The sequence below is a fragment of the Parasynechococcus sp. genome (assembly GCF_045559935.1).
In the GTDB taxonomy this organism is placed as follows: domain Bacteria; phylum Cyanobacteriota; class Cyanobacteriia; order PCC-6307; family Cyanobiaceae; genus Parasynechococcus.
In genome coordinates this window covers 78,029-102,309 of record NZ_JBJLJL010000008.1, presented here as the reverse complement: position 1 = coordinate 102,309, position 24,281 = coordinate 78,029, and the positions used below count along the sequence as shown (strand labels likewise).

The 24,281-nt window shown below is 54.7% G+C and carries 34 protein-coding genes and 1 tRNA gene; 12 read left to right on the top strand and 23 right to left on the bottom strand.

Features of this window, described 5'->3' with window-relative positions; all coding sequences use genetic code 11:
• Nucleotides 1–28 precede the first annotated feature (28 nt).
• Nucleotides 29–99, top strand: a tRNA-Cys gene (locus ACJ0G7_RS05065).
• Between the two features lie 83 nt (nucleotides 100–182).
• Here ACJ0G7_RS05065 and ACJ0G7_RS05060 read toward each other — a convergent pair.
• Complete coding sequence (locus ACJ0G7_RS05060; protein WP_173402145.1) at nucleotides 183–350, bottom strand: hypothetical protein; 168 nt, start codon at nucleotides 348–350, stop codon at nucleotides 183–185.
• A 25-nt stretch (nucleotides 351–375) separates the two neighbouring features.
• Between ACJ0G7_RS05060 and ACJ0G7_RS05055 the strand changes: the two genes are divergently transcribed.
• A complete protein-coding gene (locus ACJ0G7_RS05055; RefSeq protein ID WP_407395349.1) occupies nucleotides 376–1,359 on the top strand; it encodes an aldo/keto reductase in 984 nt (327 codons plus the stop codon).
• Between the two features lie 9 nt (nucleotides 1,360–1,368).
• On the opposite strand, the gene ACJ0G7_RS05050 is transcribed toward ACJ0G7_RS05055, so the two are convergent.
• Both ACJ0G7_RS05050 and purM read right to left on the bottom strand, forming a co-directional pair.
• A complete protein-coding gene (locus tag ACJ0G7_RS05050) occupies nucleotides 1,369–2,001 on the bottom strand; it encodes a hypothetical protein (RefSeq protein WP_043695005.1) in 633 nt (210 codons plus the stop codon).
• A gap of 121 nt (nucleotides 2,002–2,122) precedes the next feature.
• Nucleotides 2,123–3,160, bottom strand: coding sequence for a phosphoribosylformylglycinamidine cyclo-ligase (gene purM, locus ACJ0G7_RS05045; protein WP_407395348.1), 1,038 nt, complete (start codon nucleotides 3,158–3,160; stop codon nucleotides 2,123–2,125).
• A gap of 309 nt (nucleotides 3,161–3,469) precedes the next feature.
• Between purM and ACJ0G7_RS05040 the strand changes: the two genes are divergently transcribed.
• A complete protein-coding gene (locus tag ACJ0G7_RS05040; protein WP_052378235.1) occupies nucleotides 3,470–3,997 on the top strand; it encodes a septal ring lytic transglycosylase RlpA family protein in 528 nt (175 codons plus the stop codon).
• Nucleotides 3,998–4,008: 11 nt separating this feature from the next.
• On the top strand, nucleotides 4,009–5,514 hold the full coding sequence (locus ACJ0G7_RS05035) for a bifunctional pantoate--beta-alanine ligase/(d)CMP kinase (protein ID WP_407395846.1): 1,506 nt from the start codon (nucleotides 4,009–4,011) through the stop codon (nucleotides 5,512–5,514).
• On the opposite strand, the gene ACJ0G7_RS05030 is transcribed toward ACJ0G7_RS05035, so the two are convergent.
• The 10 genes from ACJ0G7_RS05030 to ACJ0G7_RS04985 all read right to left on the bottom strand — a co-directional run bounded on the left by ACJ0G7_RS05030 (nucleotide 5,498) and on the right by ACJ0G7_RS04985 (nucleotide 11,670).
• Complete coding sequence (locus ACJ0G7_RS05030) at nucleotides 5,498–5,977, bottom strand: low molecular weight protein-tyrosine-phosphatase (protein ID WP_407395347.1); 480 nt, start codon at nucleotides 5,975–5,977, stop codon at nucleotides 5,498–5,500. The genes ACJ0G7_RS05035 and ACJ0G7_RS05030 overlap by 17 nt on opposite strands.
• Nucleotides 5,974–6,609 carry a HEAT repeat domain-containing protein gene (locus tag ACJ0G7_RS05025; protein WP_407395346.1) on the bottom strand — a complete coding sequence of 212 codons (636 nt, stop codon included), beginning with the start codon at nucleotides 6,607–6,609 and terminating at the stop codon, nucleotides 5,974–5,976. Before ACJ0G7_RS05025 ends, ACJ0G7_RS05030 begins: the two co-directional genes overlap by 4 nt.
• On the bottom strand, nucleotides 6,609–7,379 hold the full coding sequence (locus ACJ0G7_RS05020) for a HEAT repeat domain-containing protein (protein ID WP_407395345.1): 771 nt from the start codon (nucleotides 7,377–7,379) through the stop codon (nucleotides 6,609–6,611). Before ACJ0G7_RS05020 ends, ACJ0G7_RS05025 begins: the two co-directional genes overlap by 1 nt.
• Nucleotides 7,379–7,969 carry a chromophore lyase CpcT/CpeT gene (locus ACJ0G7_RS05015; RefSeq protein ID WP_043695023.1) on the bottom strand — a complete coding sequence of 197 codons (591 nt, stop codon included), beginning with the start codon at nucleotides 7,967–7,969 and terminating at the stop codon, nucleotides 7,379–7,381. Before ACJ0G7_RS05015 ends, ACJ0G7_RS05020 begins: the two co-directional genes overlap by 1 nt.
• 79 nt (nucleotides 7,970–8,048) lie before the next feature.
• Nucleotides 8,049–8,537 carry a phycocyanin subunit alpha gene (gene cpcA, locus ACJ0G7_RS05010; RefSeq protein ID WP_043695027.1) on the bottom strand — a complete coding sequence of 163 codons (489 nt, stop codon included), beginning with the start codon at nucleotides 8,535–8,537 and terminating at the stop codon, nucleotides 8,049–8,051.
• 44 nt (nucleotides 8,538–8,581) lie between these two features.
• Nucleotides 8,582–9,100, bottom strand: a complete 519-nt coding sequence (locus ACJ0G7_RS05005; RefSeq protein WP_043695030.1) for a phycocyanin subunit beta — start codon at nucleotides 9,098–9,100, stop codon at nucleotides 8,582–8,584.
• Between the two features lie 182 nt (nucleotides 9,101–9,282).
• On the bottom strand, nucleotides 9,283–10,056 hold the full coding sequence (locus ACJ0G7_RS05000; RefSeq protein ID WP_407395344.1) for a phycoerythrobilin:ferredoxin oxidoreductase: 774 nt from the start codon (nucleotides 10,054–10,056) through the stop codon (nucleotides 9,283–9,285).
• Nucleotides 10,056–10,760, bottom strand: coding sequence for a 15,16-dihydrobiliverdin:ferredoxin oxidoreductase (locus ACJ0G7_RS04995; RefSeq protein WP_407395343.1), 705 nt, complete (start codon nucleotides 10,758–10,760; stop codon nucleotides 10,056–10,058). The genes ACJ0G7_RS05000 and ACJ0G7_RS04995 overlap by 1 nt, the downstream gene beginning before the upstream one ends.
• A 5-nt stretch (nucleotides 10,761–10,765) precedes the next feature.
• On the bottom strand, nucleotides 10,766–11,377 hold the full coding sequence (locus ACJ0G7_RS04990) for a phycobiliprotein lyase (protein WP_407395342.1): 612 nt from the start codon (nucleotides 11,375–11,377) through the stop codon (nucleotides 10,766–10,768).
• 59 nt (nucleotides 11,378–11,436) lie between these two features.
• Entirely contained in the window at nucleotides 11,437–11,670 is a 234-nt protein-coding gene (locus ACJ0G7_RS04985) for a hypothetical protein (RefSeq protein ID WP_186485532.1), read from the bottom strand.
• A 314-nt stretch (nucleotides 11,671–11,984) separates the two neighbouring features.
• Between ACJ0G7_RS04985 and cpeB the strand changes: the two genes are divergently transcribed.
• The 5 genes from cpeB (at nucleotide 11,985) to ACJ0G7_RS04960 (ending at nucleotide 16,104) form a co-directional block, all read left to right on the top strand.
• Nucleotides 11,985–12,539, top strand: coding sequence for a class 1 C-phycoerythrin subunit beta (gene cpeB, locus ACJ0G7_RS04980; RefSeq protein ID WP_186484853.1), 555 nt, complete (start codon nucleotides 11,985–11,987; stop codon nucleotides 12,537–12,539).
• Nucleotides 12,540–12,597: 58 nt separating this feature from the next.
• On the top strand, nucleotides 12,598–13,092 hold the full coding sequence (gene cpeA / locus ACJ0G7_RS04975; RefSeq protein WP_407395341.1) for a class 1 C-phycoerythrin subunit alpha: 495 nt from the start codon (nucleotides 12,598–12,600) through the stop codon (nucleotides 13,090–13,092).
• Nucleotides 13,093–13,216: 124 nt separating this feature from the next.
• Entirely contained in the window at nucleotides 13,217–13,648 is a 432-nt protein-coding gene (locus ACJ0G7_RS04970; protein WP_407395340.1) for a DUF2656 family protein, read from the top strand.
• 412 nt (nucleotides 13,649–14,060) lie between these two features.
• The gene (locus ACJ0G7_RS04965) at nucleotides 14,061–15,395 is read left to right on the top strand and encodes a HEAT repeat domain-containing protein (protein ID WP_407395339.1); all 1,335 of its coding nucleotides are present in this window, start codon (nucleotides 14,061–14,063) and stop codon (nucleotides 15,393–15,395) included.
• A 70-nt stretch (nucleotides 15,396–15,465) separates the two neighbouring features.
• Entirely contained in the window at nucleotides 15,466–16,104 is a 639-nt protein-coding gene (locus tag ACJ0G7_RS04960) for a HEAT repeat domain-containing protein (protein WP_407395338.1), read from the top strand.
• An 11-nt stretch (nucleotides 16,105–16,115) separates the two neighbouring features.
• On the opposite strand, the gene ACJ0G7_RS04955 is transcribed toward ACJ0G7_RS04960, so the two are convergent.
• The 6 genes from ACJ0G7_RS04955 to ACJ0G7_RS04930 all read right to left on the bottom strand — a co-directional run bounded on the left by ACJ0G7_RS04955 (nucleotide 16,116) and on the right by ACJ0G7_RS04930 (nucleotide 21,403).
• Nucleotides 16,116–16,499: a Nif11-like leader peptide family natural product precursor gene (locus ACJ0G7_RS04955; RefSeq protein ID WP_407395337.1), complete on the bottom strand. Its 384-nt coding sequence runs from the start codon at nucleotides 16,497–16,499 to the stop codon at nucleotides 16,116–16,118.
• Between the two features lie 119 nt (nucleotides 16,500–16,618).
• Nucleotides 16,619–17,533 carry a HEAT repeat domain-containing protein gene (locus ACJ0G7_RS04950; protein ID WP_407395336.1) on the bottom strand — a complete coding sequence of 305 codons (915 nt, stop codon included), beginning with the start codon at nucleotides 17,531–17,533 and terminating at the stop codon, nucleotides 16,619–16,621.
• Between the two features lie 169 nt (nucleotides 17,534–17,702).
• The gene (locus ACJ0G7_RS04945; RefSeq protein WP_407395335.1) at nucleotides 17,703–18,584 is read right to left on the bottom strand and encodes a phycobilisome rod-core linker polypeptide; all 882 of its coding nucleotides are present in this window, start codon (nucleotides 18,582–18,584) and stop codon (nucleotides 17,703–17,705) included.
• Nucleotides 18,585–18,950: 366 nt separating this feature from the next.
• Complete coding sequence (gene mpeA, locus ACJ0G7_RS04940; RefSeq protein ID WP_407395334.1) at nucleotides 18,951–19,448, bottom strand: class 2 C-phycoerythrin subunit alpha; 498 nt, start codon at nucleotides 19,446–19,448, stop codon at nucleotides 18,951–18,953.
• Between the two features lie 47 nt (nucleotides 19,449–19,495).
• On the bottom strand, nucleotides 19,496–20,032 hold the full coding sequence (locus ACJ0G7_RS04935; RefSeq protein ID WP_407395845.1) for a bleomycin hydrolase: 537 nt from the start codon (nucleotides 20,030–20,032) through the stop codon (nucleotides 19,496–19,498).
• A gap of 174 nt (nucleotides 20,033–20,206) precedes the next feature.
• Nucleotides 20,207–21,403 (bottom strand): HEAT repeat domain-containing protein, encoded by a 1,197-nt coding sequence (locus tag ACJ0G7_RS04930; protein WP_407395333.1) that lies wholly within the window; start codon nucleotides 21,401–21,403, stop codon nucleotides 20,207–20,209.
• A 272-nt stretch (nucleotides 21,404–21,675) separates the two neighbouring features.
• On the opposite strand from ACJ0G7_RS04930, the gene ACJ0G7_RS04925 reads away from it, so the two are divergent.
• The 3 genes from ACJ0G7_RS04925 to ACJ0G7_RS04915 are packed head-to-tail and all read left to right on the top strand — an operon-like array spanning nucleotide 21,676 to nucleotide 22,571.
• Nucleotides 21,676–21,996, top strand: coding sequence for a hypothetical protein (locus ACJ0G7_RS04925; RefSeq protein ID WP_186484861.1), 321 nt, complete (start codon nucleotides 21,676–21,678; stop codon nucleotides 21,994–21,996).
• Nucleotides 21,997–21,998: 2 nt separating this feature from the next.
• On the top strand, nucleotides 21,999–22,286 hold the full coding sequence (locus ACJ0G7_RS04920; RefSeq protein WP_407395332.1) for a Nif11-like leader peptide family natural product precursor: 288 nt from the start codon (nucleotides 21,999–22,001) through the stop codon (nucleotides 22,284–22,286).
• A 51-nt stretch (nucleotides 22,287–22,337) separates the two neighbouring features.
• Entirely contained in the window at nucleotides 22,338–22,571 is a 234-nt protein-coding gene (locus tag ACJ0G7_RS04915; protein WP_186484863.1) for a Nif11-like leader peptide family natural product precursor, read from the top strand.
• 12 nt (nucleotides 22,572–22,583) lie between these two features.
• Here the strand turns inward: ACJ0G7_RS04915 and ACJ0G7_RS04910 are convergent, their stop codons facing one another.
• From ACJ0G7_RS04910 to ACJ0G7_RS04895, 4 genes are read right to left on the bottom strand one after another with little or no spacing between them, the layout of a single operon-like run.
• Nucleotides 22,584–22,889: a CpeR family transcriptional regulator gene (locus tag ACJ0G7_RS04910; protein ID WP_407395331.1), complete on the bottom strand. Its 306-nt coding sequence runs from the start codon at nucleotides 22,887–22,889 to the stop codon at nucleotides 22,584–22,586.
• Between the two features lie 3 nt (nucleotides 22,890–22,892).
• The gene (locus tag ACJ0G7_RS04905) at nucleotides 22,893–23,507 is read right to left on the bottom strand and encodes a chromophore lyase CpcT/CpeT (protein ID WP_407395330.1); all 615 of its coding nucleotides are present in this window, start codon (nucleotides 23,505–23,507) and stop codon (nucleotides 22,893–22,895) included.
• A 10-nt stretch (nucleotides 23,508–23,517) separates the two neighbouring features.
• Nucleotides 23,518–24,060, bottom strand: coding sequence for a phycobiliprotein lyase (locus tag ACJ0G7_RS04900; protein ID WP_407395329.1), 543 nt, complete (start codon nucleotides 24,058–24,060; stop codon nucleotides 23,518–23,520).
• Nucleotides 24,050–24,235, bottom strand: coding sequence for a hypothetical protein (locus tag ACJ0G7_RS04895; RefSeq protein WP_407395328.1), 186 nt, complete (start codon nucleotides 24,233–24,235; stop codon nucleotides 24,050–24,052). The genes ACJ0G7_RS04900 and ACJ0G7_RS04895 overlap by 11 nt, the downstream gene beginning before the upstream one ends.
• Between the last annotated feature and the right edge of the window lie 46 nt (nucleotides 24,236–24,281).

Genomic DNA, 24,281 nt, shown 5'->3' with positions numbered 1-24,281 from the left:
CCCCTGATGGGAATGGCGATTCCCGATCGGCGGCATGGCCAAGTGGTAAGGCAGAGGATTGCAAATCCTTTATCCCCAGTTCGAATCTGGGTGCCGCCTTCGAATGCTCACCAACGTCTGACATCCCCGTTTGGATGCCCCCGACTCTCGCAGCCGGTGGTCATCACGTCGATCCCTGGAACTCAGTAGTCGTTGTCGGCGACGCACATCCCCAGGCAGCGGATTCCATTGCTGGCCGTGCGGCGACAGTGGTTGCAGAGGACCGGCTCCCGGTCCTCGCTCTTCTGGCCGGTTCCGGCGGATTGATCCGCAGCTTCGCCAGTGCCGGAGGAAGATGGGGCGGAGACCATGAACGGTTCGGATGATGGGGCGATCATGGCGCGCAGGGACGCGGGGCGGTTGAACGGGATCGGCTTCGGCACCTGGGCCTGGGGCAATCAGCTGGTCTGGGGGTACCAGCCCGAACGGGATGACCCTGTGCTGGAGGAGACGTTCCTGGAGGCGGTCAGGTCAGGCCTGCGTCTGGTGGATACCGCGGATTCCTACGGCACCGGGCGGTTGAACGGTCGCAGCGAAGCTCTTCTCGGTCGTTTCGTTCAGGCCTTGCCGGCCACCCTGCAACGCGAGCTTCTGGTCGCCACGAAACTGGCGCCGTTCCCCTGGAGGATCGGCCGACGCGGACTGGATCGAGCCTTCGCTGCCAGCCGTGACCGCCTCCAGGGGCACCTTGAGAGAGTCCAGCTGCACTGGTCGACGGCTCGGTATGCCCCCTGGCAGGAGGTGTCGCTTCTGGATGGACTGGCTGATCTCGTGCTGAACGGTGCCGTGCGCGAGCTGGGCGTCTCCAACATGGGGCCCAGGCGTCTCGAGTGGATGCAGGATCGACTCGAGCAGCGTGGCGTGCGTCTGAGCAGTGTTCAGGTGCAGTTCTCCCTGATGGCTCCCGGGGATCACCGACTGCAGGACCTGCTGGCGATCTGCCGGAAGCAGAGCATCGAGGTGCTCGCCTACAGCCCTCTGGCCTTCGGAGTGCTCGGCCAGCCTCCCGATGCGCAGCCTCGTCCTGGAACGCTTCTGCGTCGCAGGCTGTTCAACCGGTTGCTGCCGGCCAGCCTCCCGTTGCGGCAGGAACTGAAGGGGATGGCAGATCGTCGCGGTGTCTCGATGGTTCAGGTGGCTCTGAACTGGTGCCGAGCCCATGGAGCAACACCGATCCCCGGGTTGCGCAGCCCTGCCCAGGCTCGCGAGGCGGCCGCTGCCCTGAGCTGGGAGCTCACCCCAGAGGAACAGGATCGGCTGGACACGCTCCGCAGCAGGTGTCCGGTGAGAATGCCTGCCAATCCGTTCGAGAGTGCCTGAGCGAGACGATCAGGCCTCGGCGATGTGATCCTCCGGATCAGGACTCACCACCACCGGCAGGCTGTTGGCGGCCTCGCTGCGCAGTGGAACAACCTTGTCTTGGTCCGGCTTCGGAGTGGCTTTGGCGGCTTCCAGTTGCCGCTCGCATGCGCTCAGAGCCTCCTGCAGCAGGGAGTCGAAGGTGGCACCGGGCAAACGGTGTCGGGCTACCTCGAGAAAGGTGCGTGGCAGGGACTCCCCAGCAGCGTTGCGAAGAGCCGGATTGCTGCGTCGTTGCTCCTGCTCCTCCTCGATGGCCCGGATGAACCGATGGGTCACATCCCGTTTGGTGGTGGCCTTGATCAGGGTGTCGCGATCCTGAGGTGCCTGCCCGAGCTCCTGCTCAAGGTCCTTGATCCGGCGTTCAAGGCTGTCAAGGACCTCTGCGGCTTCCTTGCTGATGTGCGCCAGTTGTCCGTCAGAAAGGTGCGGGAGATCAGCCACGAACACCTTGCCGTGATCGCGCAGGGTCAGAAAGGTCGGTCTCGGTCCTTGTCGGTGTCCGTTGGGTCGTTCGTGGGAGGTGGAGATGGGGCGTCTAGGAGGCGTGGGTCCCGCAGAGGACCGACGCCGCGTGGTGCGCTGGGGTCTATCAAGAGGCATCGGATTTGTCCGGATGTATCGACGCTGCTATCGGAAAAGGATCCGATGTGCTGTGAGTGATTTTAATCGATTGAAATTGAAGACGCCCTCCGGCCTGCGCTGATGTTGGAAAGCGAAGCAATTACTGAGGAATTCCGCTGATCTCAGGTGGATCACCCGCTGCTCGGGAGAGGACTTCCCCGATGCTCCAGGCCTGCTGCTGCTGCTCACGGCAAAGGTCCAGCACGGCGTTCTCCTGATCGGAGGGAACCACCAGGCAGTAACCGATGCCGAGGTTGAAGGTGTGCCACATGTCCCGTTCCGGGATGTCTCCTGCCTGCTGAAGCCATGCGAACAGATCCGGTCGCGGCCAGCTTCCTGGGTCAATGGCGATGCGTGTCGCCTCGGGCAGGCAGCGAGGGAGGTTCTCCGGCAAGCCACCTCCGGTCACATGGGCCATGCCGTTGACAGTCAGTCCGTTCTTCAGAAGGCTCTGCACCACGCCTGGATACAGCTGCGTCGGCGTGAGCAGGTCCTTGATCAGCGGCCGCTGTTCTGAGCCGTAGACGGTGGAAGCGTCGGCCTCCATCCGCTCCAGAACCCTGCGGACGAGGCTGTAGCCATTGCTGTGGACACCGCTGCTGGCCAATCCGATGACCCGGTCACCGGGGTGGATGCTGCTTCCATCGATCAGCTCCTCAGCCTCGACGACGGCGACACAGAAGCCTGCAAGGTCATAGCGGCCATCTGGATAAAACCCAGGCATCTCAGCGGTTTCCCCCCCCAGCAGGGCACAGCCGCTGAGTCGGCAGCCCGCGGCGATGCCTTCCACCACCGTGGCCATGGCGTCAGGGGAGAGGGCGCCCGTCGCCATGTAATCGAGGAAGAACAGGGGGGAGGCGCCGGAGGTGATCACGTCGTTCACGCACATCGCCACCAGATCGATGCCGACACCGTGATGCCCGTGGTGCTGCTGGGCCAGTTCGAGCTTCGTGCCGACTCCATCCGTCCCGGCCACCAGCAGGGGCTGGCGCAGCCCCTCTGGAAGCCGCATCATTCCGCCAAAGCCGCCGAGGCCTCCCATCACCTCGGGTCGGTGGGTTGCCTCCACAGAGGTTCTGATCCGTTCCACGAAGGCGCGACCCGCTTCAACGTCGACGCCGGCGCTCTTGTAGTCCATGGGTCTGAGCCGATGTTCTGATCCTGCCCCGGCGCCGTTGTCGTGACGGTGCAGACAGCGTCAGCCTGCCTGATCAGGTGAGCTGATCGCTGTGAGAAGTGCGGCTGATCAGAAAGACTTCGGATCCTGCGGAGCAACCTCAGTGTTCATGCCGGACCTCGTCATGGCAGCAGCCTGTCTTTCGCTGCCATGACCGCGATGGAGGCGGGGCGTGATCGCAAGAGATGCTCCCTAGGTTCCTTGTGACGAACTTCTAAGCAGGCCTGTTCTGACGATCAGCCGCAGGGCAGATCGCGAAGGCCATTCAGGATGCGAACCTTTCTGACCCTTTTCAGCCTGACCGGAGCGATCTCGGCAAGTGCTGCCGTCATCCCGGTCGTGGCGAGCGATCTCTCCTCACTGGACGGAGGCGAGCCGTTGGAGGTTTCTTCCGAGATGTCGTCCGAGCAGGGCCCGATGCTCCTCCCGGACGATGTGGTGGAGACTCCGGAACCACCTGTTGCTGTCTTGCCGAAGCCCAAGGTCAAGGTTGTTCCTGATGTTGCGAAGGTGATCACAGGTGAAGCCAGTTGGTATGGCCCGGGCTTCTACGGCAATCGCACGGCCAACGGTGAGATCTACCGCCCGGGAACGATGACGGCGGCCCACCGCACACTTCCCTTTGGAACCAAGGTGCGCGTGACCAATCTCTGGAACGGTCGCTCCGCCGTGATCCGGATCAACGACCGCGGTCCCTTCGTGGCACATCGGGTCATCGACCTGGGGCATGGAGCCGCAAGCACTCTTGGTCTGACTGGCTCCGGCATCGCTGAAGTCCGCCTCGAGGTGCTGCGCTGAAGCCACACCTGCTGCGATCAGCTGCGGAACTCAGCGTCTGGCGTCGAGGCCTGGATCGTCCCCTTTCCTTTGTCCCGACGATGGGAGGACTCCATGGGGGACATGGTCAGCTGATGCGATCTGCCCGTTCCTCGGATCAGGGCCCGGTGCTGGTGAGCATCTTTGTGAATCCGCTGCAGTTCGCTCCCAACGAGGATTTCGCGCGGTATCCCCGCACTCTGGATGCTGACGTTGCTGTGGCCGAATCCTGTGGGGCCGATGCGATCTGGGTTCCGTCCGATGCAACGGTTTATCCGGATGGGCCTGAGGATGTGATGCGCATTCAGGTGCCGGATTCTCTCCAGCGGTCACTCTGTGGTGGCGGTCGCCCTGGCCACTTCGATGGAGTCGCCACCGTCGTGGCCCGCCTTCTGGCCATGGTGCGCCCGGATCGTCTGGTGCTGGGAGAGAAGGACTGGCAGCAGCTGGTCATCCTCCGCAGGCTTGTGGCTGATCTGGGTCTTCCGTTGTCCGTGCTGAGCGTTCCGACCGTGCGGGAGTCGGACGGTCTGGCTTTCAGCTCTCGCAATCGTTATCTCTCCGGGGAACAACGCGAACGGGCGGCTGCTCTGCCACGGCTGCTGCGGGCGACGGACGATGGCGCCATCGATCGACTTCCCAACGCACTCAGGGATGCCGGCCTTGAGGTGGAGTATGTAGAGAGAGTGGATCCCGTCACCCTGCAGCCCTGCGGTCAGGAGAAGGCGATCTCTCTGTTGGCCGCGGCGGTTCGTTGCGGCGGTACCCGTCTGATTGATCACGTTTTTCTGATGAGCCGAGCTCCCCTTGTCGCCATCGATGGTCCGGCCGGGGCCGGTAAGAGCACGGTGACCAGAGCCTTCGCCGAGCGATTGGGTTTGACCTATCTCGACACCGGGGCGATGTATCGCTCCGTGACCTGGCTTGTGAGGAGCCATGGGGTGGACCCTGCCGATGGGGCGGCGATCGAGCCGCTGCTGGATGGTCTTGATCTTCAGCTCAAGTCGCTGCCTGCGGGTGGTCAGCAGGTTCTGGTGAATGGAAAGGATGTGAGCACCGTGATCCGTTCGCCGGAGGTCACGGCGTCCGTGTCCGCGGTGGCGGCCCATCGGTGTGTGCGTCAGGCGCTGACCAACCAGCAGCAGGCGATGGGGGCGAAGGGAGGTCTGGTGGCGGAGGGACGTGACATCGGCACTGCCGTGTTTCCCGACGCCGAGCTGAAGGTGTTTCTCACCGCCACGGTCGCGGAGCGGGCCCGCCGTCGGGCCCTGGATCTGGAGCAGCGCGGCTTCCCCGTTCCAGAGCGCTCTGAGCTGGAGGCGCAGATCGCCGAGCGGGACCGGCTGGACAGCACCCGGGAGGAGGCCCCGTTGGTGAAGGCTGCCGATGCGGTGGAGCTGATCACCGATGGCATGAGCATTGATGCCGTGATTGATGAGCTGGTGGGGCAGTTCCGCTCGCGGGTGGGTGAAGAGGTCTGGCCTACGCCTGGGAACTGAGCTCGTCCAGGAGGTTGCTGCAGGCGTCCTCCAGCAGATCCAGCACATGCTCGAAACCGGCTTCACCTCCGTAATAGGGATCCGGAACTTCGGTTTCAGTGAAGCGCTGGGCGTAACTCAGCATCGGCCGCACGGTCGCTGTGGCGCGTCGTCCGGCTTCCCGGGCCAGGCCCTGAACGGCCGTCAGGTTGGCGTCATCCATGGTGAGGACCAGATCGAAGTCACTCAGGTCGTCCAGGCTGATTTGACGAGCACGGCTTGGCAACTGGATTCCGCGACGGCCGGCGGCCGCCTGCATGCGCCGGTCAGCGGGGTTGCCGGTGTGCCAGCCACCGGTGCCGGCGGAATCCACCACGAACCGGTCGCTGAGTCCCCGCTGATTCAGCAGGTGCAGGAACACCCCTTCGGCGGCTGGCGAGCGACAGATGTTGCCAAGGCAGACGAACAGCAGCTTCTGAGTCATCCGGTGGACAGGCGTTGGAGGGCGAGCTGGGCCCGCAGACGCACCACCTTGACATTTTCACGGCATTCCTCTGACAACTCCTGCAGGAGCGCGCACCCCCGATCTGCCAGGGGCTCTGGCGGTGGCGTCAGGCTGAGCCGTCGTTCCAGACCGTAGGCAGCCGCATATCGCACCACCCACTCATCGTCACGGGCGGCGCGAAAGAGGGCGAGATAACAGCGCGACAGATCAGCCGGTGCCGTGGAACCGACGAGGTCGAGTTCAGCGAGCCCACGGGTCGCTGCACGTCTCACACTGGGAGCGATGTCTGCCTGGAGGGCGCGATCGAGCAGCTCCAGGCCCCGGGGATCCCGCAGGGCGGCGATGACCCGCACGACCCATGCTCTCGCGCCATAGTTCTGAGCATCAAGGCTCATCAGCAGGGTGGGGACGATGGCTCGGCCCAGAGCGATCAGCCCTTGCGTGGCCACGGCGGCAACCGCTGGATTGTTGTAACCGAGCACCTTGATCAAGGTGGGAGCCGCCGCTGGATCTTCCTGGGCGCAGATGGCCTGAGTTGCACGCACCAGCTCGGGAGTGGTTCTGGCGTCATCCAGGTGACGGATGGCACTGTCCAAGGCAACCGATGGCATCAGAGCAGCCTGTCCATCACATCGAGAATGGTGCTGTCACCGCTCTGTTCGGCAAGACCTCTCAGCGCCACCAGTTTGAGACTGCTTTCAACCGTTGCCGCCTCAATGGCCGGCAGCGAAGCAGTCCAGCCCGTGGCCCCGAGATCAAGCAGGGCTCCGCGGCGTACCAGAGGTTCCGGATGCAGCAGCAGTTGCTCGAGTTCGGAAGCCCATCGCTGGTCTCCGGTGATCTGGAGCAGGGCCCGACAGGCGGCTGCGCGGATCAGGGGTCTTGGATGCTGGGTGAAGGGGGTGATCGTCTCAATGACGCTTGGCGTTGCCACCCCGATGGCTCCGAGAGCTTCCAGGATCGCTTCGCAGGGTTCCTGGAGCAGGGCCGATCCAGGTTGCTCCCGGCCCGCCTGCTCCGGCCCTCCGGCAATCAGATGGCACAACGGGCCGACGGCTTCGGTCGCCCGATGGAGCCCCAGGCTGCGTGCCGCTTCCTCACGGACGGAGTAATCAGAGGATTTCAGCAGAGGCAGCAGGGCGCTGAGAGCCGGTGCGTCCTGCAGCATGCCGAGAGCACGGATGGCATTCAGAGCCACACCGCGGCGCTCTGGATCAACGGGAACCTGACTGAGCGCAGACAGGGTGTCGAGCAACAACGTCACCGCCTGCGGGTGTCTGCTGCGCATCTTCCCCAGCCACCAGGCTGCGTAGTACTGAGCCGGAACGTCCTCGGTCTGGCGGAGGTTGGCGATCACCTGAGCTTCGCTCAAAGGTTCCATCACAACCACTCCGCCGGCAAGTCATCACCCCAGCTTGAGGTCCGCTGGAATCGAAACGCTCCAGCGACCGACCCCCAGCATTGTTCGTTGGAGACGGGGTCGTGGCCTCGATCCAGGGTCGTCAGTTCATCCCCCCAGAGGTGAAACGTGCTGAAGAGCACGGTGTCCTTTCCGTTCCGATGCACGATGCACCGGCAGCCAGGTTCGATGGCTCCGTGGTAGCCATTGTCCTGTTCCAGTACCTGGTAGTGGCACTGGTCAACGGCAACAAGATCACCCTCGACAATCTGCCGTCGACATTCGGGATCAAATGTCGCAGAGGCAAAGCGGGACGGATCGCGGAAGGCGTGATTCCAGAGTTTGATCACACCTGGGGATTGCTCCTCAGCCCGGATCATCCGCAGCCTGTAGGGATTGCTCGGATCAACCGCGTAAGTCTGTTCCAGAAGGATGGATCCGGGCCTGAGATGGTCCAGTGGGCGATAACGCAGAAAGATGTGGGAATAGAGCGGTGGGTTGTCGAAGGCCTGCTTCTGATTGCTGTATTCCCCACAGAGCAGGCTGAGAAAACGACGCACGGTGGAAGTCATCTCAGCTCAGCTGGGCTTGATAGACAGGAACAATAAAAAAAGCCCCCCGGTGGGGGGCTTTCAACGCATCGGGACCTGATCAGATCAGGGAGTTGATGGCGTAATCGATGTAGCTGTTGGCTTCGGTGGCGGCGTCGCCGCTGAGCCCATGATTGGCTTTGATGTGCTTCAGAGCTTCCACGTACCAGGAGGGGGAGAGCTCGAAGGTGCGGTTGATTTCTGCCAGACCGGCAATCAGGTAGTCGTCCATGGGGCCGGTGCCACCTGCCACCAGGCAGTACGTGATCATGCGCAGGTAGTACCCGACGTCGCGGGAGCACTTGGCCTTGCCTTCCGGGGTGGCGGAGTAGTTGGACCCCTCCATCTGGGTGGTGTAGGGGAACTTGCTGTAAACGGCCTGAGCAGCGCCGTTGACCAGAGAATCAGCTTTCGAGGTCAGTGCCTTGGCAGCTTCGAGGCTGGCCTTGGCACGGCTGAAGCGACCGGAAGCGGCCTGCACTTCGGTATTGCTCAGGAAGCGTCCCTGGGAATCGGCAGCTGCGACAGCTTCGGTGAGAGGGGTTTTCATGATGAAAGTAAGAAGCGGTTAGACGAAGAGGGCTGATGCCTGGATCAGGCCACAGATGCGGCTGCGCGGTCGAAGTAGGTGCCGATCTCGCTGCTCAGAGAGGCGCAGTCACCGGAGGTGATGCCGTTGCGGTCGTTGACCATGGACAGAGCGGCGTCCTTCATCAGGTTCACGCCGGCTGCAACGGAAGCACCGGGAGTGCCGAGGGCGAGATAAGTCTCACGCAGGCCGTTCAGGCAGCGGTCCTCCATCACGGAAGCGTCACCGGTGAACACGGAGTAGGTGACGTAGCGAAGGATGATCTCCATGTCGCGCAGGCAGGCAGCCATGCGACGGGAGGTGTAGGCGTTGCCGCCGGGGGCGATCAGTGCAGGCTGCTGAGCGAACAGCTGGCGGGCTGCATTGGCAACGATTGTGGAGGCGTTGCTGGAGATGCGGTTGACGGCATCCAGACGCTTGTTGCTGTCAGAGACGACGGCGGCGAGAGCGTCAATCTCGCTGGTGCTGATGAACTGTCCCCGGGCGTCGGCCTGGGCGACAACCTTGGTGAAGGCGTCGAACATTTGGAACTCCTCTTGGCAGCGTCTAAATGGGTGTCACAGACACCGGAGGGACATCGTAAGGAAGGTCCCGTCGGGGTCGGTGAGATTCTCGCCAAGTGCTCGAGGAGCTCCCGAAGCCTGTTCATAATGCTTAATCCCTGTCGCCGGAAGGGATGTCTGATGGGTGTCCTTCGGCGATTCCTTCAGAGATCGAACAGAACTGTATGGATGTAGTTCTCAGTCCAGTCACTGCCGTGAAAGCGAGTCAGCATCCCGCGTGCGGGATCCTTTTCGGCGCGGTAATCCGTGTAACGGCGTTGTCCGGCGAGCAGATCATCCCGTCGTGCATCGGAAACAGGTTCGGCTTCAGCTGCAAGTTCGAGATACAACCTCAGATAGTCGTTGAAGGCAGGACGAACCACGGTCTCGATCAAATGGTCTCCCTCTTCTCCGAGAGGCAGCCGGGTCCAGAGAAAGCCTGGTGAGAAAAAAGGCTGCGCCTCTTCCGGGATCGGTCCCCCATCCGGGAGCTTCTCCCGCCAACGCTCGAAAATCGGCATCAGCCGATTCCAGACCGGACGGGTGTGCTGTTCATCTGATTTGTCTGCCGGCTGCAGGTCAAGTGCGAGCAAATGACCGGAAGGCAGGGTCACCAGATCACCCCCGAAAAACGGCAGGTCGAATCGGGAGAGGGGGTTGATTACGAAGTTGAGCACTGATGCTGCCGCCCCGGCATCCACACAAGCGGCTCGCACCTGCCGGAACTTCTCGGTTCGGCAAGCCCATGTGGCCGTGGTGACGGTCACCGGCTTGGATCGTGACCCGGTGATGTCCTGTTTCTGAAGAAATTCCTCGGCGACCGGATAGGGCTGGATGTTCAGTGGATGAAGGGCATTCACTGCATCATCGAGAAAGGGTTGCCAAGTCCAGCCAGGCAGGACGACTGGATCGGTGCTCGATGGGCGTTCGGGTGTCATCAGCGAGCGGAGGCGGGGAAGAGAAACTCGTGCAGGAAGCGATCCGACCAGTCCTTGCCGAAGTGACTGGTGAACAGTCCATGGGCTGGATCCCGGTCGGCGCTATAGACGTCGTAATTCTCCTGAAGTTTCTGCACGTCTTCCGGTGATATTGAGGATGAGGCTGTGGAGGCTTCATCGTGCAAGTCCCAGTAGGCCTTCAGAAAGGAGCTGAAGGCGGGAGGCAAGGATGTTTCAGCCTGTTCGGAACCACCACGGCAGAAAAGCAGCCAGGACGAAAAATATTGATTCGGATCAAAGGATCGCATCGTCTCTTCACCATTTAGATCAGGGAAGCGGGCACTCAGATCCTTCAGGCCATCAAAGTGACGGTCAAGGTAATCTTTGTCTTGGACCAGTGGCTGGAAGTCAAGAACTGCCACAAGCTTCTGACGAGCACCAAACCAGAGCAAATCAATTCCCATCAGGGGATGATCCAAGCTGTAATCGGGGTAGGCAACAGAGTTGAGAACTTGGAGACTTTCACCGGCGTCAAGTCGGGTGACGCGCCAGCGGCGAAAACCTGGAACCTTCCAGAGCCAACTTTGAATGGTACTGGTGCGCTTTTGAGATTGATTGCGTTCCAGGCCTGCCGGTATTTCAACGGATATTCCGCCGCGGGCTTTGATCGCAGTTTGTAATTCCTCAAGAAACGGATCAAACATGACAGTCAGGCTCCGTGGGATGAAGTATTGCTGGCCATCTGCTTGGCATGCTCAGCGATAGCCGTGATGTCAGCGTCAGTGGGACAGCGGAATTCAGTGCAGTAGGTGGTCATCGCGACACCATCCAAGCACTGAACTGAGCTCACCCTCATGCGGATCTGATCAGTGACGAACCAGCATCGTTCAATACCGATATTGGTGTCATATCGCGTGGTGATCGTCAGTACACCATCCTCGGCGAAGCTGTAAGTGCTTAGAACGGCTTGCTTTTCAACGTATCCCACATCTCTGAGGAGGAATCCCCTGCGATCGTTGCCATTGTCGGGTACGTCGATGACCACGGCAGCGTAGTCATCGTTCCTGACCCCTTTTTTGATATTGCTTTCCCACCAAAAGCGCGCTCCCCCTGTGCTGTTTGCTGTATTGATATTGAGTGCTTCGCAGATTCTGCTGACAGCAGGGTCGTCTGCCTTGAAAGGTTCGATCACAAGATTAGAATCTGCTGCTTCGTCATCTTGGTGATCCAGATGATGCACAGCGCGTCGATTCAACCAGGTTCCGCGGCTTGATTCGAAGAAGTCCACCATTGTCATTGGGGGAGAGGATATTGGCGACATCATGATTAACGTGTAGAACTAAATAGGTCAGACGAGGTGCAAGGTCTTGAGTCTGGGAGTCAGGCTTGTGCCTGCTGGGCATTTCTTTGTGCTACAAGCTGAGACATGACCTCGTCGAGTCGTTGTAGCTCTGGATGCTCAGCAATTGTTGCGTCGATTTTTTTCTGGGACAGTCGAAGTTTCTTCCCAAGCCCGACCACGTCTTGAAAAAGTCTCTCTCGGTAGGCAGACAGTTCATCAATAGACTCCTGTAATTCCTCAAGACTTGGCAGATCAGAAGCGGATTGGTCCACAAAGCACCGGTCGATCAGTTTTGGATTTTAAACCTTCTAACTTCCAGTCCTGGCCTTGGCTGAGTTCCTCGACGCTTCGGAGGGGACCTGTCCGTTCGTGGAGCTCTCAAAGCTGCCTGTGAGGAAGGGGGGAATCGCTGCTTTACGCCCCAAGGTGACAAACCCTTGCGTGATCGCGACGGTTTTGGAAGCTTGCCTGGGACCGGGGTTTAGCTTGGCGATGCGCTTCTCCCTCCTTTGGGCTCTCAGGTCCTCGTGACTTGTTCCCCAGGCGGTTTCCGAAGCACCGCATCTCCAAAACTGTCTGGCCCCCAATGCTCGACGCATTTTCCCGCACAGTCGTCAGCGCTGACGCTAAAACTGCACCCGTGGGTGGTAGCGAGCTCGCTAGCCTCCGCTCATACGTGCGTGACGGCAACAAGCGTCTGGACGCTGTCAACGCCATCACCTCCAATGCTTACTGCATCGTCTCTGATGCAGTCACCGGCATGATCTGCGAAAACACTGGCCTCATCCAGGCCGGTGGCAATTGCTATCCCACCCGTCGCATGGCTGCCTGCCTTCGTGACGGCGAGATCGTGCTTCGCTACATCAGCTACGCACTCTTGGCTGGCGACGCTTCCGTTTTGGATGACCGTTGCCTCAATGGTCTGAAAGAGACTTACATCGCCCTGGGTGTTCCCACTCAGTCTGCTGCTCGTGCTGTGGCGATCATGAAGTCTGCAGCTACGGCTCTGATCGGTCAGACCAACTCGCCTGCAAGCGGTGGCGCCAAGTACCGCAAGATGGAAACCACCCAGGGTGACTGCTCTGCACTGGTGTCTGAAGCTGGCTCTTACTTTGATCGCGTGATCGGCGCAATCAGCTGATCGGCGACTGACTACGTCTTCTTCTTTCCTCCTCAGCACCCTTACCTAAGGATCTCAAATGAAATCCGTCGTCACGACTGTTGTGACCGCAGCTGATGCAGCCGGTCGCTTCCCTTCTCAAAACGACCTCGAGGCTGTTCAGGGCAACATCCAGCGTGCAGCTGCACGTCTGGAGGCCGCTGAAAAGCTGGCCGCTGGCCTCGACAACGTCACCCGTGAAGCTGGTGATGCTTGCTTCAATAAGTACGCCTACCTCAAGCAGCCCGGCGAAGCCGGTGACTCCCAGGTAAAGATCGACAAGTGCTACCGCGATCTCGGTCACTACCTCCGCCTCATCAACTATTGCCTCATCGTTGGCGGCACCGGCCCCCTCGATGAGTGGGGTATCGCCGGAGCAAGAGAGGTTTATCGCACTCTTGGGCTTCCAACCAACGCGTACATCGAAGCGCTCACCTACACTCGCGATCGTGCCTGCGCACCTCGCGACATGAGCGCTCAGGCTCTGAATGAATTCAAGAGCTACCTTGATTACACCATCAACGCTCTGTCCTAACTCAGTACTGGACATGATCTATTGGGGGGCATCTGCCCCCCTTTTTTGATGACTGCAATGTGTTGAGGTTTTGATCACGCTCGAGCTGTGGCTCCATTAAGGTTGATAAGAAGGAGTTCTTTTCATGACTACATTCATTCTCTCGCATAATTTGCAGGTTCAGTCTTCAGAAGTGCCGGCCTTCCGGCTTGAAGAGTTGGCTTCGGGGATCCAATCTGTCTCCGCAACATTTATTTCTGCAAATGTAATTGAACATCCTCATTGGATTTTGTCTTTGACATCAAATGCATCTCCCTGCGATATGGCTATGGAATTGGTTGTTGCTTGGAAACAGCTGAGATCTCAGCTTGGCCACGATACAAGCCATACAGTGTTGGCACTTGGCGGGCGTAAAGACTCCGAGGCAGCACCAGGAGCGCCACTTCAACAAGGTTTCTGGGGTGTCGATATTGTCGAGACGCAGGATGAAAAGTCTTTTCTGCAAGCTATCAACTGGGATGTCTTGAAGTCCAACCGACCTGTCGATGGTGTCTTTGAGGTTTCCTCCAACTCCTGATCAGGATGCTTTGCGCCGACTCAGGAACTGTGGTCTGTTAGTCCCTCTCGATGTAGAAAATATTAGGACAACTCAATAAAATTCTGATGGCTAAGTTGAGATTTGTTCTGGGCGCTTAATTCTAAAATCTTCGTCTCCAGGGGATTTGACGTTGACTTTGTTATTGTCACTTTTTAGTATTTTTTGGAGCCTTGCCAGAAGTTTTCGTGAAAGTAATGGGTTAATTTCGACGCTTTTTCTTTAAATGCTTTGAGTAAACCATCTGAAATCCTCTCAACTAGCTTGTGGAATTTTGGGTGTCTTGTGTGGTGTGGGGCTAAAGTCGATGACTGAGTCCGCGCTCTTCTGTTTTGCTAAATGTGGCGATTGACGGAGATGGGCATGTAGAATTATTCAAAAATCATGATCTCGGATGTCGGGGCTATTTGACAACATTCATCTTGGGCTGGCTCAAGACGACGCTATTAAGATTTTGGCGAAGGATGCTCAAGATCTTGATAGCGGTAGTGACTATTATATGGCTGTTTCCCACTTGATTAACTTCCCTGGCCCTGCAGCGAACGACGCTTTGCTGAGCTTTCTTTGCAAGACATCAACTGAATCGTCTGTTCGTTTGGCACAACGAAAGGCTGTCGAAGTTCTTGCAAGATTGGGAGTTGATTCAGCCCAGTCGAAGATTGCCAGTTTTCTTGATAGTTCTGATATCTATATGGTCGAAAATGCTGCTTGGGCCCTGGCACGGTTGAACTGTCAGGACCGGTCTGTGCATCAGCGCTTGATTCAGTTGTTGGATGATCCCAATCAAAATCAAAGAGTTATTATTCAGAGTCTGTCTCAGCTCAGTGTCATCACGGCACTATCTAGAATCGCTTCATTGAAGGATCATGAACGGTCTTCTATAAGAGGTGCGGCAATTGCGGCCACGATTAACTTGTCAGGAGATCGAACACGTCTTGGTGAGCTAAGTGATCATCTGTTTGATTCTAATCAGATGGATCGTCAGTCGGCAGTCCAGGATGTCATCGATGCTGGTGGGATTGAACTCTTACCAACGTTACTCAAGGCACCCGTTTCACCAGCATTTCGGCTTAGAGCTGTGCGTGCTCTTGTAGAAAACTCGTTGGCAAAACAGCCAAAAAGTGAGGCTCTGTCAGCTGTTGACCAGGTTCTTCGGGATGATCCTAGGTCGATCACGGTGCTCCATCACTATGGTGATCCCCTCCCAACGAAGCTTTTAGTTGAAGGTCTCTTTCATCCTGATTTCAGTCGCTGTTATTTGGCTATGCAAGCCTTATTGGATCGCGATTCAGAAGATGTTTGGCACCATGTGTTGGCAAACTGGCAGGAGAAAGCTCACAACGACTATGGTGCACACTATTTCATGATGCATCTATTTGGTTTGATTAGAGACTGGAATGCTGAGGCGCTGACGTCAATTCATGACATTTTATTTGATGCTTTTCGAGATAGACGACCGCAATTCAAAAAGTCTCCATCAGCTGCATTGTTATCTTATGCCCGCTTATATCCTCATCAATGTGAGCATATACTGAAGTCTGCCTTGTCGCATAACGGACATCCATTTTGGGATGTCCGTTATGCCGCTTTAATTGTGATTAAATCAACCTTTTTTAATGAGTCTTTGTCTCGATATCTTGGTCAAGTGCAGGATCTTGCTCATTCAGACCCTGAGATCTTGGTTCGTTGGAAAGCGCAATCGCTGCTGGAGAATGTACCCATGAGCTGACGACAAATGCTGTTCCTCCTGTATGAGAACCGATGCTAAAATCTAATATAAAAATTGATCGAGAATCGCAGTGAGCGACAACCAGCCAGTGCCTGCCATCAATTCTTTGTTTGAGGATCTGATGCACCCCAATCCCAGAATTCAGGAAGAAGCCTGTTTAATTCTTGCTGAATATTATCACGAAGAAGCAATGCCGAAATTATTGGATTTATTCTCTCACCATGACCCTAAGGTGTATAGAGCCGCTGTTAAAGGCATTGGTTTTTTTGGGAGTTCTGCCTTCAATCCTTTGATTGAACTTTATGGAACAACTGAGAATCAAACTGCAAGGCGTTGTTGCCCGAAGGCATTCGTGCAATTATTCAAGAACTTTCCTGATCAGCCTTTTCCTGATTCAGTGATGGAGATGCTGGAACAAGGGATTGATGATACAGATATGGTGGTCGTACAAGGTGCTTTGATGTGTCTCGGTCAGATTGGTAAGCAACAATTTAAGTCTGAAGAGGCAATCAGACTTCTGGCAAGGTCTCTCAGCAGTGAAAATGTGGCTTTGATCTTTAGTGCATCTCAGGCTCTTGCCGATATCCCGAATCCTATGGCTGAAGATGCTTTACAGACACTTCAAGAAAATAATGATGATCCATTGATTCAGGAAGCAGCTCAGTCCGCATTGGCACGTCTTCAGAACCTATTAAATTCTAGGAGTTAATATCTTTTGCTTTATCCAGTTACTGTTTTTACTCCTTCATAATAGCCTCCAGCACGAAAATCAAAACGTTCTACTTTATCCTCTTTGGCACATGTTGTCTGTGAATAATGTAGGAGTGTGCTAAATCCTTCGGGTACCATTTTTGGGCATAGTCTTCCCACATCATTGGCAAATGGGCAGAAATATACACCTGCCCATCGATTCAGGAAGCGACCCTTTATTTCATCTGAAAAGACAAATCCATGTTGATCTGCGAGTTTGAGGATTTCCTCGGGCTCAGCTTCTTGGAAAAGAGCTCGAAATGGCAAATCTTCTTCTAGAACTTTAAGAAAGCGTATGAATTCAGCACGCGACATAGAGAGTCCTTGTGATATCCATATTTTACCAGCATGCATCCGCTTCTTATCAGATCTGCTCGAATTCCTTCTGTTTATGTTAAGAGGAGTAGAGGTTGGGCTGCTTAGGGCATCCTTTTAATGCTTTAGCCCTCTTATTCGTATTTGCTCCTGTGTTCTTATGAATCTCTACTTAGTATGTTTATGGCAACATTGAATACTGCTTGTACTGACTCGTCTGTTTCTGCTGACTTTGCTATTTCTATGCTTTCGACTGAATTATATGCTTCTAATTTCATCAGCGCCATCGCAGTATTCTTTCGTACCTGATTGTCTTCGTCGATCAACTTTTTGCACAGCATATGTTCAACATCTTCTGCATCGCATGATTTTCCAATCAGTGTAACTGCTTCTGCTCTCACCTCCGGTGAGATGTCATCTAGTGCTTTGAATACTCTGATTTGTGCCCGAGGATCATCACTCTTTTGTATTTGATCTCCTAAAGCTGAAATTGCAGCAACTCGAACTTCAGCCACGTCGGAATCTGCAGCCTCTAGCAATGCCTCGGGTGCTTTGACACCGATGAAACTTAGCGCCAGGTTGATCAAGCCAACCTGAAATGGTGTGCAGTCTGGATTTTTCAGGATTCCTAGTAAGGAATCCATGGCGTCGGGTCCAATTGTTGCCATTGCTCCAGCAGAAGATCCGAGTACAACTGGATCACTGTCTTCTAAAAAGGCTTCGAGCAGAAAAGGGAGAGCTTCCTTATGTCCTATTAAATTGAGCGTCTTAGCTGATGCTCTTCTGACGATGACATTCTGGTGACTCCGAAGTGCTTTACAGAGAATGGGTATAGCTTTTTCTCCTACTGCGCCAAGACTTTTCGCAAAGGTGAGGCGCAGAGCTCCTCTCGCATCTCCGAGACCGGCGACCATGCGCTCGAGTGACTCTGCATCTGATTGAGGGATTTCACCTTCACCTAACTGTGTGCTGAGCTCATCAGCAAGCTGCAGTGCTTCTTCTTCCGTGAGTTGGCTTCCGCTGATCGATGAGACGTCGGTGAAATCCTGGAGCACTGCAAGCACTGTTGTCATCCTCCAATCAATCTAATCGACGATGTTCACCTGTTGTAAACGGGGGGCTTGCGTTCCAATCCTTACCCTTACGGAACGATTGATTTCAAGAAAAAAGCTCCCTTTCGATGAAAGGGAGCTGATTCGAGCCAAAGATGGCTCAAGCCTGTTTCTGTTTGGAAACGTCAGCTCAGAAGTGAATTCCGAAAGGACGGAACTCAACGTAGCCGGTCTGTTTCGGGGGCTGGTGTCCGGAATACTGCTGCTGCGGCAGTCTGGCAGCAGGTTTTGCGACCGCTTGGTAAGTGAAGGTGACAGGCCTCGATGCCTTGGCGGCTGCGGTAGCCAGAGGGTTCAAGGTTCTGCTGCGGCTGCCCTGCGCGTTATCACTTACGGCAACTTTAGTGCTGGCCAGCTCTCTCATCATGTTGAACGATGATGTCATCATCCCGGCATAAGAATCAGCTGTACGCCAGTTGGGAACGATGTTAGAGCCGAAGACTTCAGCATACTCAGCACAATCTGTCAGGCTGTCTATCAAAGCATCAAAGCCTTCTTCAGCTTGGAGTTTGATGCTTTTCTGAATTTCAGCTTGGTTTAGAGGAGCGCGGCCTAGCAGGTGCTTAAAGTTCAGTTCAATGCCACGCTGTGGAGCAACAGCATGGAAATAGTTCTGCTTATAGAAGGGGGATTTGGCGAGACCATTGACGAAGTCACGAACTGTGATTTCGCCATTCATCAGGCGAACTTCCAGTGATGTGCAGCGTTCGTTTTCGGTCGGAGGCAGATTCCCGTAAACCTGTCTGTAGGCAGCAATGATTGTGCGCTCCAGTGCTGCTGAATCGTTTGGATGGTACTCATCAAAGACTGAACCAAACGGACATTCGCTGTGCAGTCTTGGCCCAATACCAAGCCCCATCGTTGAGCAGGTGTTGCGCTTGAATTCAGCGATGGAACCAGCAACAGTGCGATGGACCGTGTTTTTGCCAGCTTTGCTGGCCATGGAATACGAGGCAGGCTTGGTGCGGTTGGCTGCAGCCATGCCTTCCGGACTTGTTTGCGTACTTAGCATGATGAGAAATAGGGTTGAGTTTGATGATTTTATGCTCTCTCAAACATGCTGGCCAGATCATGAATAGAATTGGCTCTAGAAAGCGTGTTGGGGAGAGAGGTAAAGTGACGCGTAATCAAAAAACGGTTGCTTCATGATTGATTGATCACTGAATGTGAGCATTCAGCTCGTCAAGAAATGCAGTCACCAACGCATTAGGGTGGTTTATTGATATGGCTCTAACGATTCAGCCAGTGATGGACCTTTTTGTTGTTTGACAGTAAATCAATTGGTTGGTTCTCGAATAATGATGGGTAAAAAAAAGGGGGAGGGCATTTGCCCACCCCCTCCATCAGATCGAGTACATCACTCAGCTTGAACTGAGAATCAGCCCAGGGAGTTGATGACGTAGTCGAGAAGCTGGTTGTAAGCGGTCAGAGCCTGAGCGCTCATGTCGCGAGGAGCACAACCGCGGGAGCGGATGTGTGAGAAACCAGCAACGTAGGTTCCAGCATCGATGCTGAGTGCTTTGTACACTTCCTTCTGACCGTTGATGGCCAGCTCATCGAGGGGGCCGGTACCGCCGGTGACCAGGCAGTAGTTGATCAGACGCAGGTAGTGAACGAAGTCACGCTTGCACTTCTCTTTGCCTTCAGTGGCGCACTTACGGGGCTGACGGCCTGTCGCTCCATTGGGGTACTGGCTGTAAACAGCGTCAACAGCTTCCTGAGCAACCTGATCGTAGTTGCCGGCCAGCTTTTCAGCAGCTTCGAGGCGAGCAGCAGCGCGTTGGATGGAGCCCTGGACGGACTCCATGTCGGATGCTGAGGGGAAACGGGAAGCGCTGTCGGCTGCGCCGACGACGGTGGTGATGACGGATTTCATGATTGAAAAGAGGGTTGTTCGAGATGTACAGAAATGAAATCTCTGGGTCAGCTGATAGCGCTGATCACCATGTCGAAGTAGCTGGCAGATTCACCGGCCAGGTTGCTGCAATCACCAGAAGTCAGAGCCATTTTCTTAGCCTGGCTGTTGGTGTTGGTGATCAGAGCACCTGCAGCAGCCTTCATAATGGCCACGGCGCGGGCAGCGGATCCGGTAGGAACGCCCAGGGCAGCGTAGGTTTCACGCAGGCCGTTCAGGCAGCGGTCCTGCAGAACTGAAGCGTCACCAGCCAGAAGGGCGTAGGAGACGTAACGGAGAACGATCTCACCATCGCGCAGGCAGGCAGCCATCTTGCGGTTGGTGTAGACGCCACCGTTGGGGGCGGTCAGACCAGTGTTCTCGCAGCAGATGCCGGCGACGGCGTCGGATACGATGCAGCTGGCGTTGGAAGAAATCGCGTTAACAGCGTCAAGGCGCTTGTTGCCATCAGCGATGAAGGACTTCAGGGAAGCGAGTTCGCCTCCACCGATGAAGGAGCCGCTGGAATCGGCCGAGACAGCAGCCCGGGAAAATGCGTCGAGCATGAGGTTGGGGAATACGTTGTTGGAGGAGATGCATTCCGCATCGAGATGGACATTAACCCTGCTCAACTGACAGATTTCCATGAGGAGCACGTCAGGACACACAAATTGACAAAAGGAAAATCAGCAACGCCCAACTTCAGTGGATGTGGTTTTCAGTGAAGAATCTCCCTTTAATCATGACAACTGTTTAAGCACCTGTCGGCAGGTCCACTTCAGTGGTAGCCAATGAGCGGACATTGAGAGCTCCTCCAGGATTGGTCTCTGATCCGATAGTCCCAAGCTGAGGCACCCCCAGGCAGCCGCGATCCTGGATTTTGTGTACTGCGGAATCGTTTCGGCCAAGGCAAGGCGGATCAGCTCACTGCGTTCGTCAAGTTTCTCCAGGCTGACGACTGCTGTCAGGTAGTAGTGGGTGACGTAGTCACTCCATAACTTTTGTTTGATCTCATCAATCAAAACTATTTTTTCAGGCATACTCATGGCCATTAGGCTTGCAGCGCCGCCGTATTGACGGGCCTCGTCGCGGTGTTGAAGATTGTTTTCTATTTCAATGGCATCAACAGAGCAGATCCATTCCTGCCGGAGTTTTAATTTTCGGGGGTCGTCTTGTAGAAGTTTCGTCAACAATGCTTGGTACTCGTCAGGTACATGGCATTTTTTCTCTGGGTCAACCAGTTGAAAAGCACTTCTGGCTCGTAGAGACATCGATACAGGTGCGGTCACGAGGACCTCAAGCCTGGTGACGTCACCAGCATCACCAAGATCAATCACAGCGGATCGGCGTCTGCCAGCTATGGGATCAATCAGCTGGGAGACGAGAGTATCCAGTCCGGAGGTCTGGCGGTGCACCTTGGCCAGATACGCTCTAGCTGCACCGGAGACCAGAGGGTTGGAGTCGTCCGCTAGGGGGCGGATTTTTGCTTCTGCACTGGCCACGTCCAGTCGACAGAAGGCCTGGACCACAGCCCTTTTCTGGATATCTTCTCCTTCGAGTGCCTTCAGCAGATTCTTGTGGTCGGTGTCTGTCAGCGGTGCGCCGATCCTGGTGATGGCATCGACGGCGTTGATCACGGCAGCTTCGTCAGTGCAGGACAACGCCTGAAACAGAGATGGCAAGGCTTTGGGGCTTTTTCTTCTGCCAAGCGCCTCGATCGCTTTTCGTCGGGTGATGCGATTAAACAGATGCTCTGGACTTAACTCCGAAGCCTTGATCAGGATGTCAAGTGACTCTTCGGAATCGCTAGCTCCCAGTCTTGTTGCAGCCATGTATTTGTCTACCGGACGATCCAACGTGTCTGGATCGGCAAGAATCACGGCTAAGGCGCGCTCCTCGGTCAAGCCCTCAACCAGATTGTCGAACCGCTCTGCCATGTTGTAAGTGCGAACAAGGAAATCGTTGGATCCTGATCATGACGATCTGATGAGCAGGCTCACCAGAATATTCGGGTTGGTTCTGAAGGATCTACGGTGGAAACTATGAAAAAATTCGCATTTTATTCTAGCATCATCCTGGTTTGGATGAATAGTTGCACCAGTTGAGGCAAGGCACGAGGCTTGGCTAATCGGCCCACCTCAAATCCTGCAGTTTTGTAACGAAGTGCAGTTGGCTCGCTGTTATAGTCGTCCGTATTGGTCAAGCGCTTATGCCTGTTTCTCCTGAGCGTGAACAAGCCCTCCTGGAATTTGTCGAATCTGTCCAAGGTCGTTCGGATGTACAGACTGAGCTGAATAAGATCACAGAACTGGATCAGTTAAAAGAGATTGTTCATCAGATTGAGCCAAGTTTGAACGGATCTGCATTGATCCCCTATGAGCAGGCGACTAGTCCACCAAAGATAATTATTGATTCTGGCATCCTTGAGCAAAAGATTCCGTGGCGGTTGCTGAGGTGCCCTGGTGGCCCATTAGTGCTTCAAATGATTTGCGACAAGGTCAACTTTGCACTCTGGATCGAAAGTTGTTGAGCATGGCATCATCATCACTGGTGATTGATGAATTCATCCAGTCTGTTGTTTATGATCATGCGATTGCTACAGGATTGAAGTCGTGTGTGTCGGATCAACAGATTGTTGACTATGCGGTGTCCCAAGGATTTTTGTTCCCATTGAGTGAATGGGAGCAATATGTTTCATCGGATGCGGCCTCTCTGAGTGATTTTGAACTGGAAAAGATTCGAGCTGTGCCTGTTGAGCATTGGTCATGGGCGTTTAGAAAAACTTTGCAATGGCGTGCCATGTTGATGGATGGTGCTTGAGCCAGGGTGTCCGTCTAAGATGGATAAGACGCTTCCCAATCTGGGCCTCACATGACCGATTCGGCCTCTAACGCAAAGAAGGATTCAACTCTAGAATCATTTATTGCATTGGTTCGCCAAGATCCCGAACTGCAAGCTGAAATTAAAGCTGCTTTAAATCAGGATCAAGTCATTTCAATTGCTGCCTCTAGAGGTTATGAATTTGACTCCTTAACTATTTTAAGAAAATGGAGTAAGCATACGAATTTTTCTAAAGATACCTGGATGGGATGGTTTGAAGAATGAATTGTCTTCAATTCAAGAATTTATTTCTGAATATCTTGTAGCTCTGCTTCCTTTTTTGGCCCAATATGTGACTAAGTTCTCGCCACCAGGTCGAGGAACACTCGCGGTAGCTTGTAAAATCTTAAATGAGCGCCTTGGACCCATGGGCCAATTGCCAATTGCTTTAACGGTTCTAATCTTGCCGCCGATGGCTTGAATACATAAATCAAATTTGTCTAGTTGAGTTTGGTCGACAGTTTCAAAGATAAAATCACTCCCAACACATATCAAATGATGTGATCGTATCCAGGCCTTCATTTGTTTTTCGTAGTCAAGCATTCTTCAGTGCTTTGCTTGAAGCCATTCATTGGTAATTTCATCTGCAAAGCTTGAGGTTCTTTTGAAGCGCAGTAAGCCATGTTCAGATCCCCAGACTTGTTCGTTGGTTTCTGGATCAAATCCACGATCGCGACTAATCCAGTTGGTCTGATTGAACTCGACTTCACTGACTAAATACGTTAATTTTCCGTCCCGCGGAACCAGGCAATTTTTGCCTGGCTCAACATTGCCGATGTAGTGTCCAGGCTCTTTGGTCTGAAATTGCATTGCGCAGCCGCATCGTTTTTCAAATGACTCAACGCGGAGAGCATCCAAGAGTTCAGGATTTCGTCCGGCTCCAGCAATTCTGCGAGAATTGGCAAAGCCATAATTTTCCATTACGAACAGATCGTGGACCATGGTTAATCTATGAATTCCTTGTCGATATGGATCCCATGGAGCGTAGTCATAACATTGCTCGGAATAAAAGCCTGGACCTTGAAAGATATGCCATGGCAATGGTCGGAAATATATGTTGATGCGTGCGAAATCTTTCGGGTTGTTCTGTGATTGTTCGAAGTTGTCGTAAGAGCCCGCAAGGGTCTTTGCAAATTCGGTGAGGGATAAATGATCACTCATACATTTATTCCTATGCTGATATTCTCCTGACTTCGGAGGCGAATGATGTCTGTAGGATTCCTGAGCCGCCAGATGTCTTTAGGACGGAAGATCTGCAGCGCACATTTTCAGAAGCAAACCAGATCCTTTCTTCTGCAATTGATTGCTCGTAATGCGTTGTGAGTAGAAACGTTCCGTCGTCTAGGAAGTGATACGTGGATTCGGCAGGCTCTGACTCTGCGTATCCCACGCTCCTAAGCAATGTTCCGGAGGAATCGTCTTTTTGTAATGGGATGATTAGGCATGAGCCTGAGGAGACTTGTGATGGATCGTCCGGCTCCCAGTCACTTTCGGCAGACCACTGCATTTTGAAGGGAGCAACAACATTGGAGGTGTTTGCGTGAGCTGCATTTGAGCTTTCCAGGAGTCCCTGAATGTCTCTGTGGTTTTTATTGATTGATTCAATATTGATTTCGCTAAGGACGTCTTCAAATTGTTGAAAAGCGAGCGAATGTCCAGATCGCATTGAGCGCCATTGCCCCAGGCTTTGAGCAACAAATCGCTCAATTGTCATTCTGTCTAATGGTTGGATCGATAGTGCGATCATCCAGTGGCGGACGGTTGATTTGCATCATGTTAACCATGGAGTCGATCATCATCGACATGGCCATTGGTGTTGCAGCTACTGATTGCTGAAAATCAGTGGTCTGAGTCGGTTGTTCGCTCGATGTTGGGCGAAGAATTGGCATGAGGAAAACCGTTTTCAGATGTGAAATTGTTGAATGTGTCAGCGAG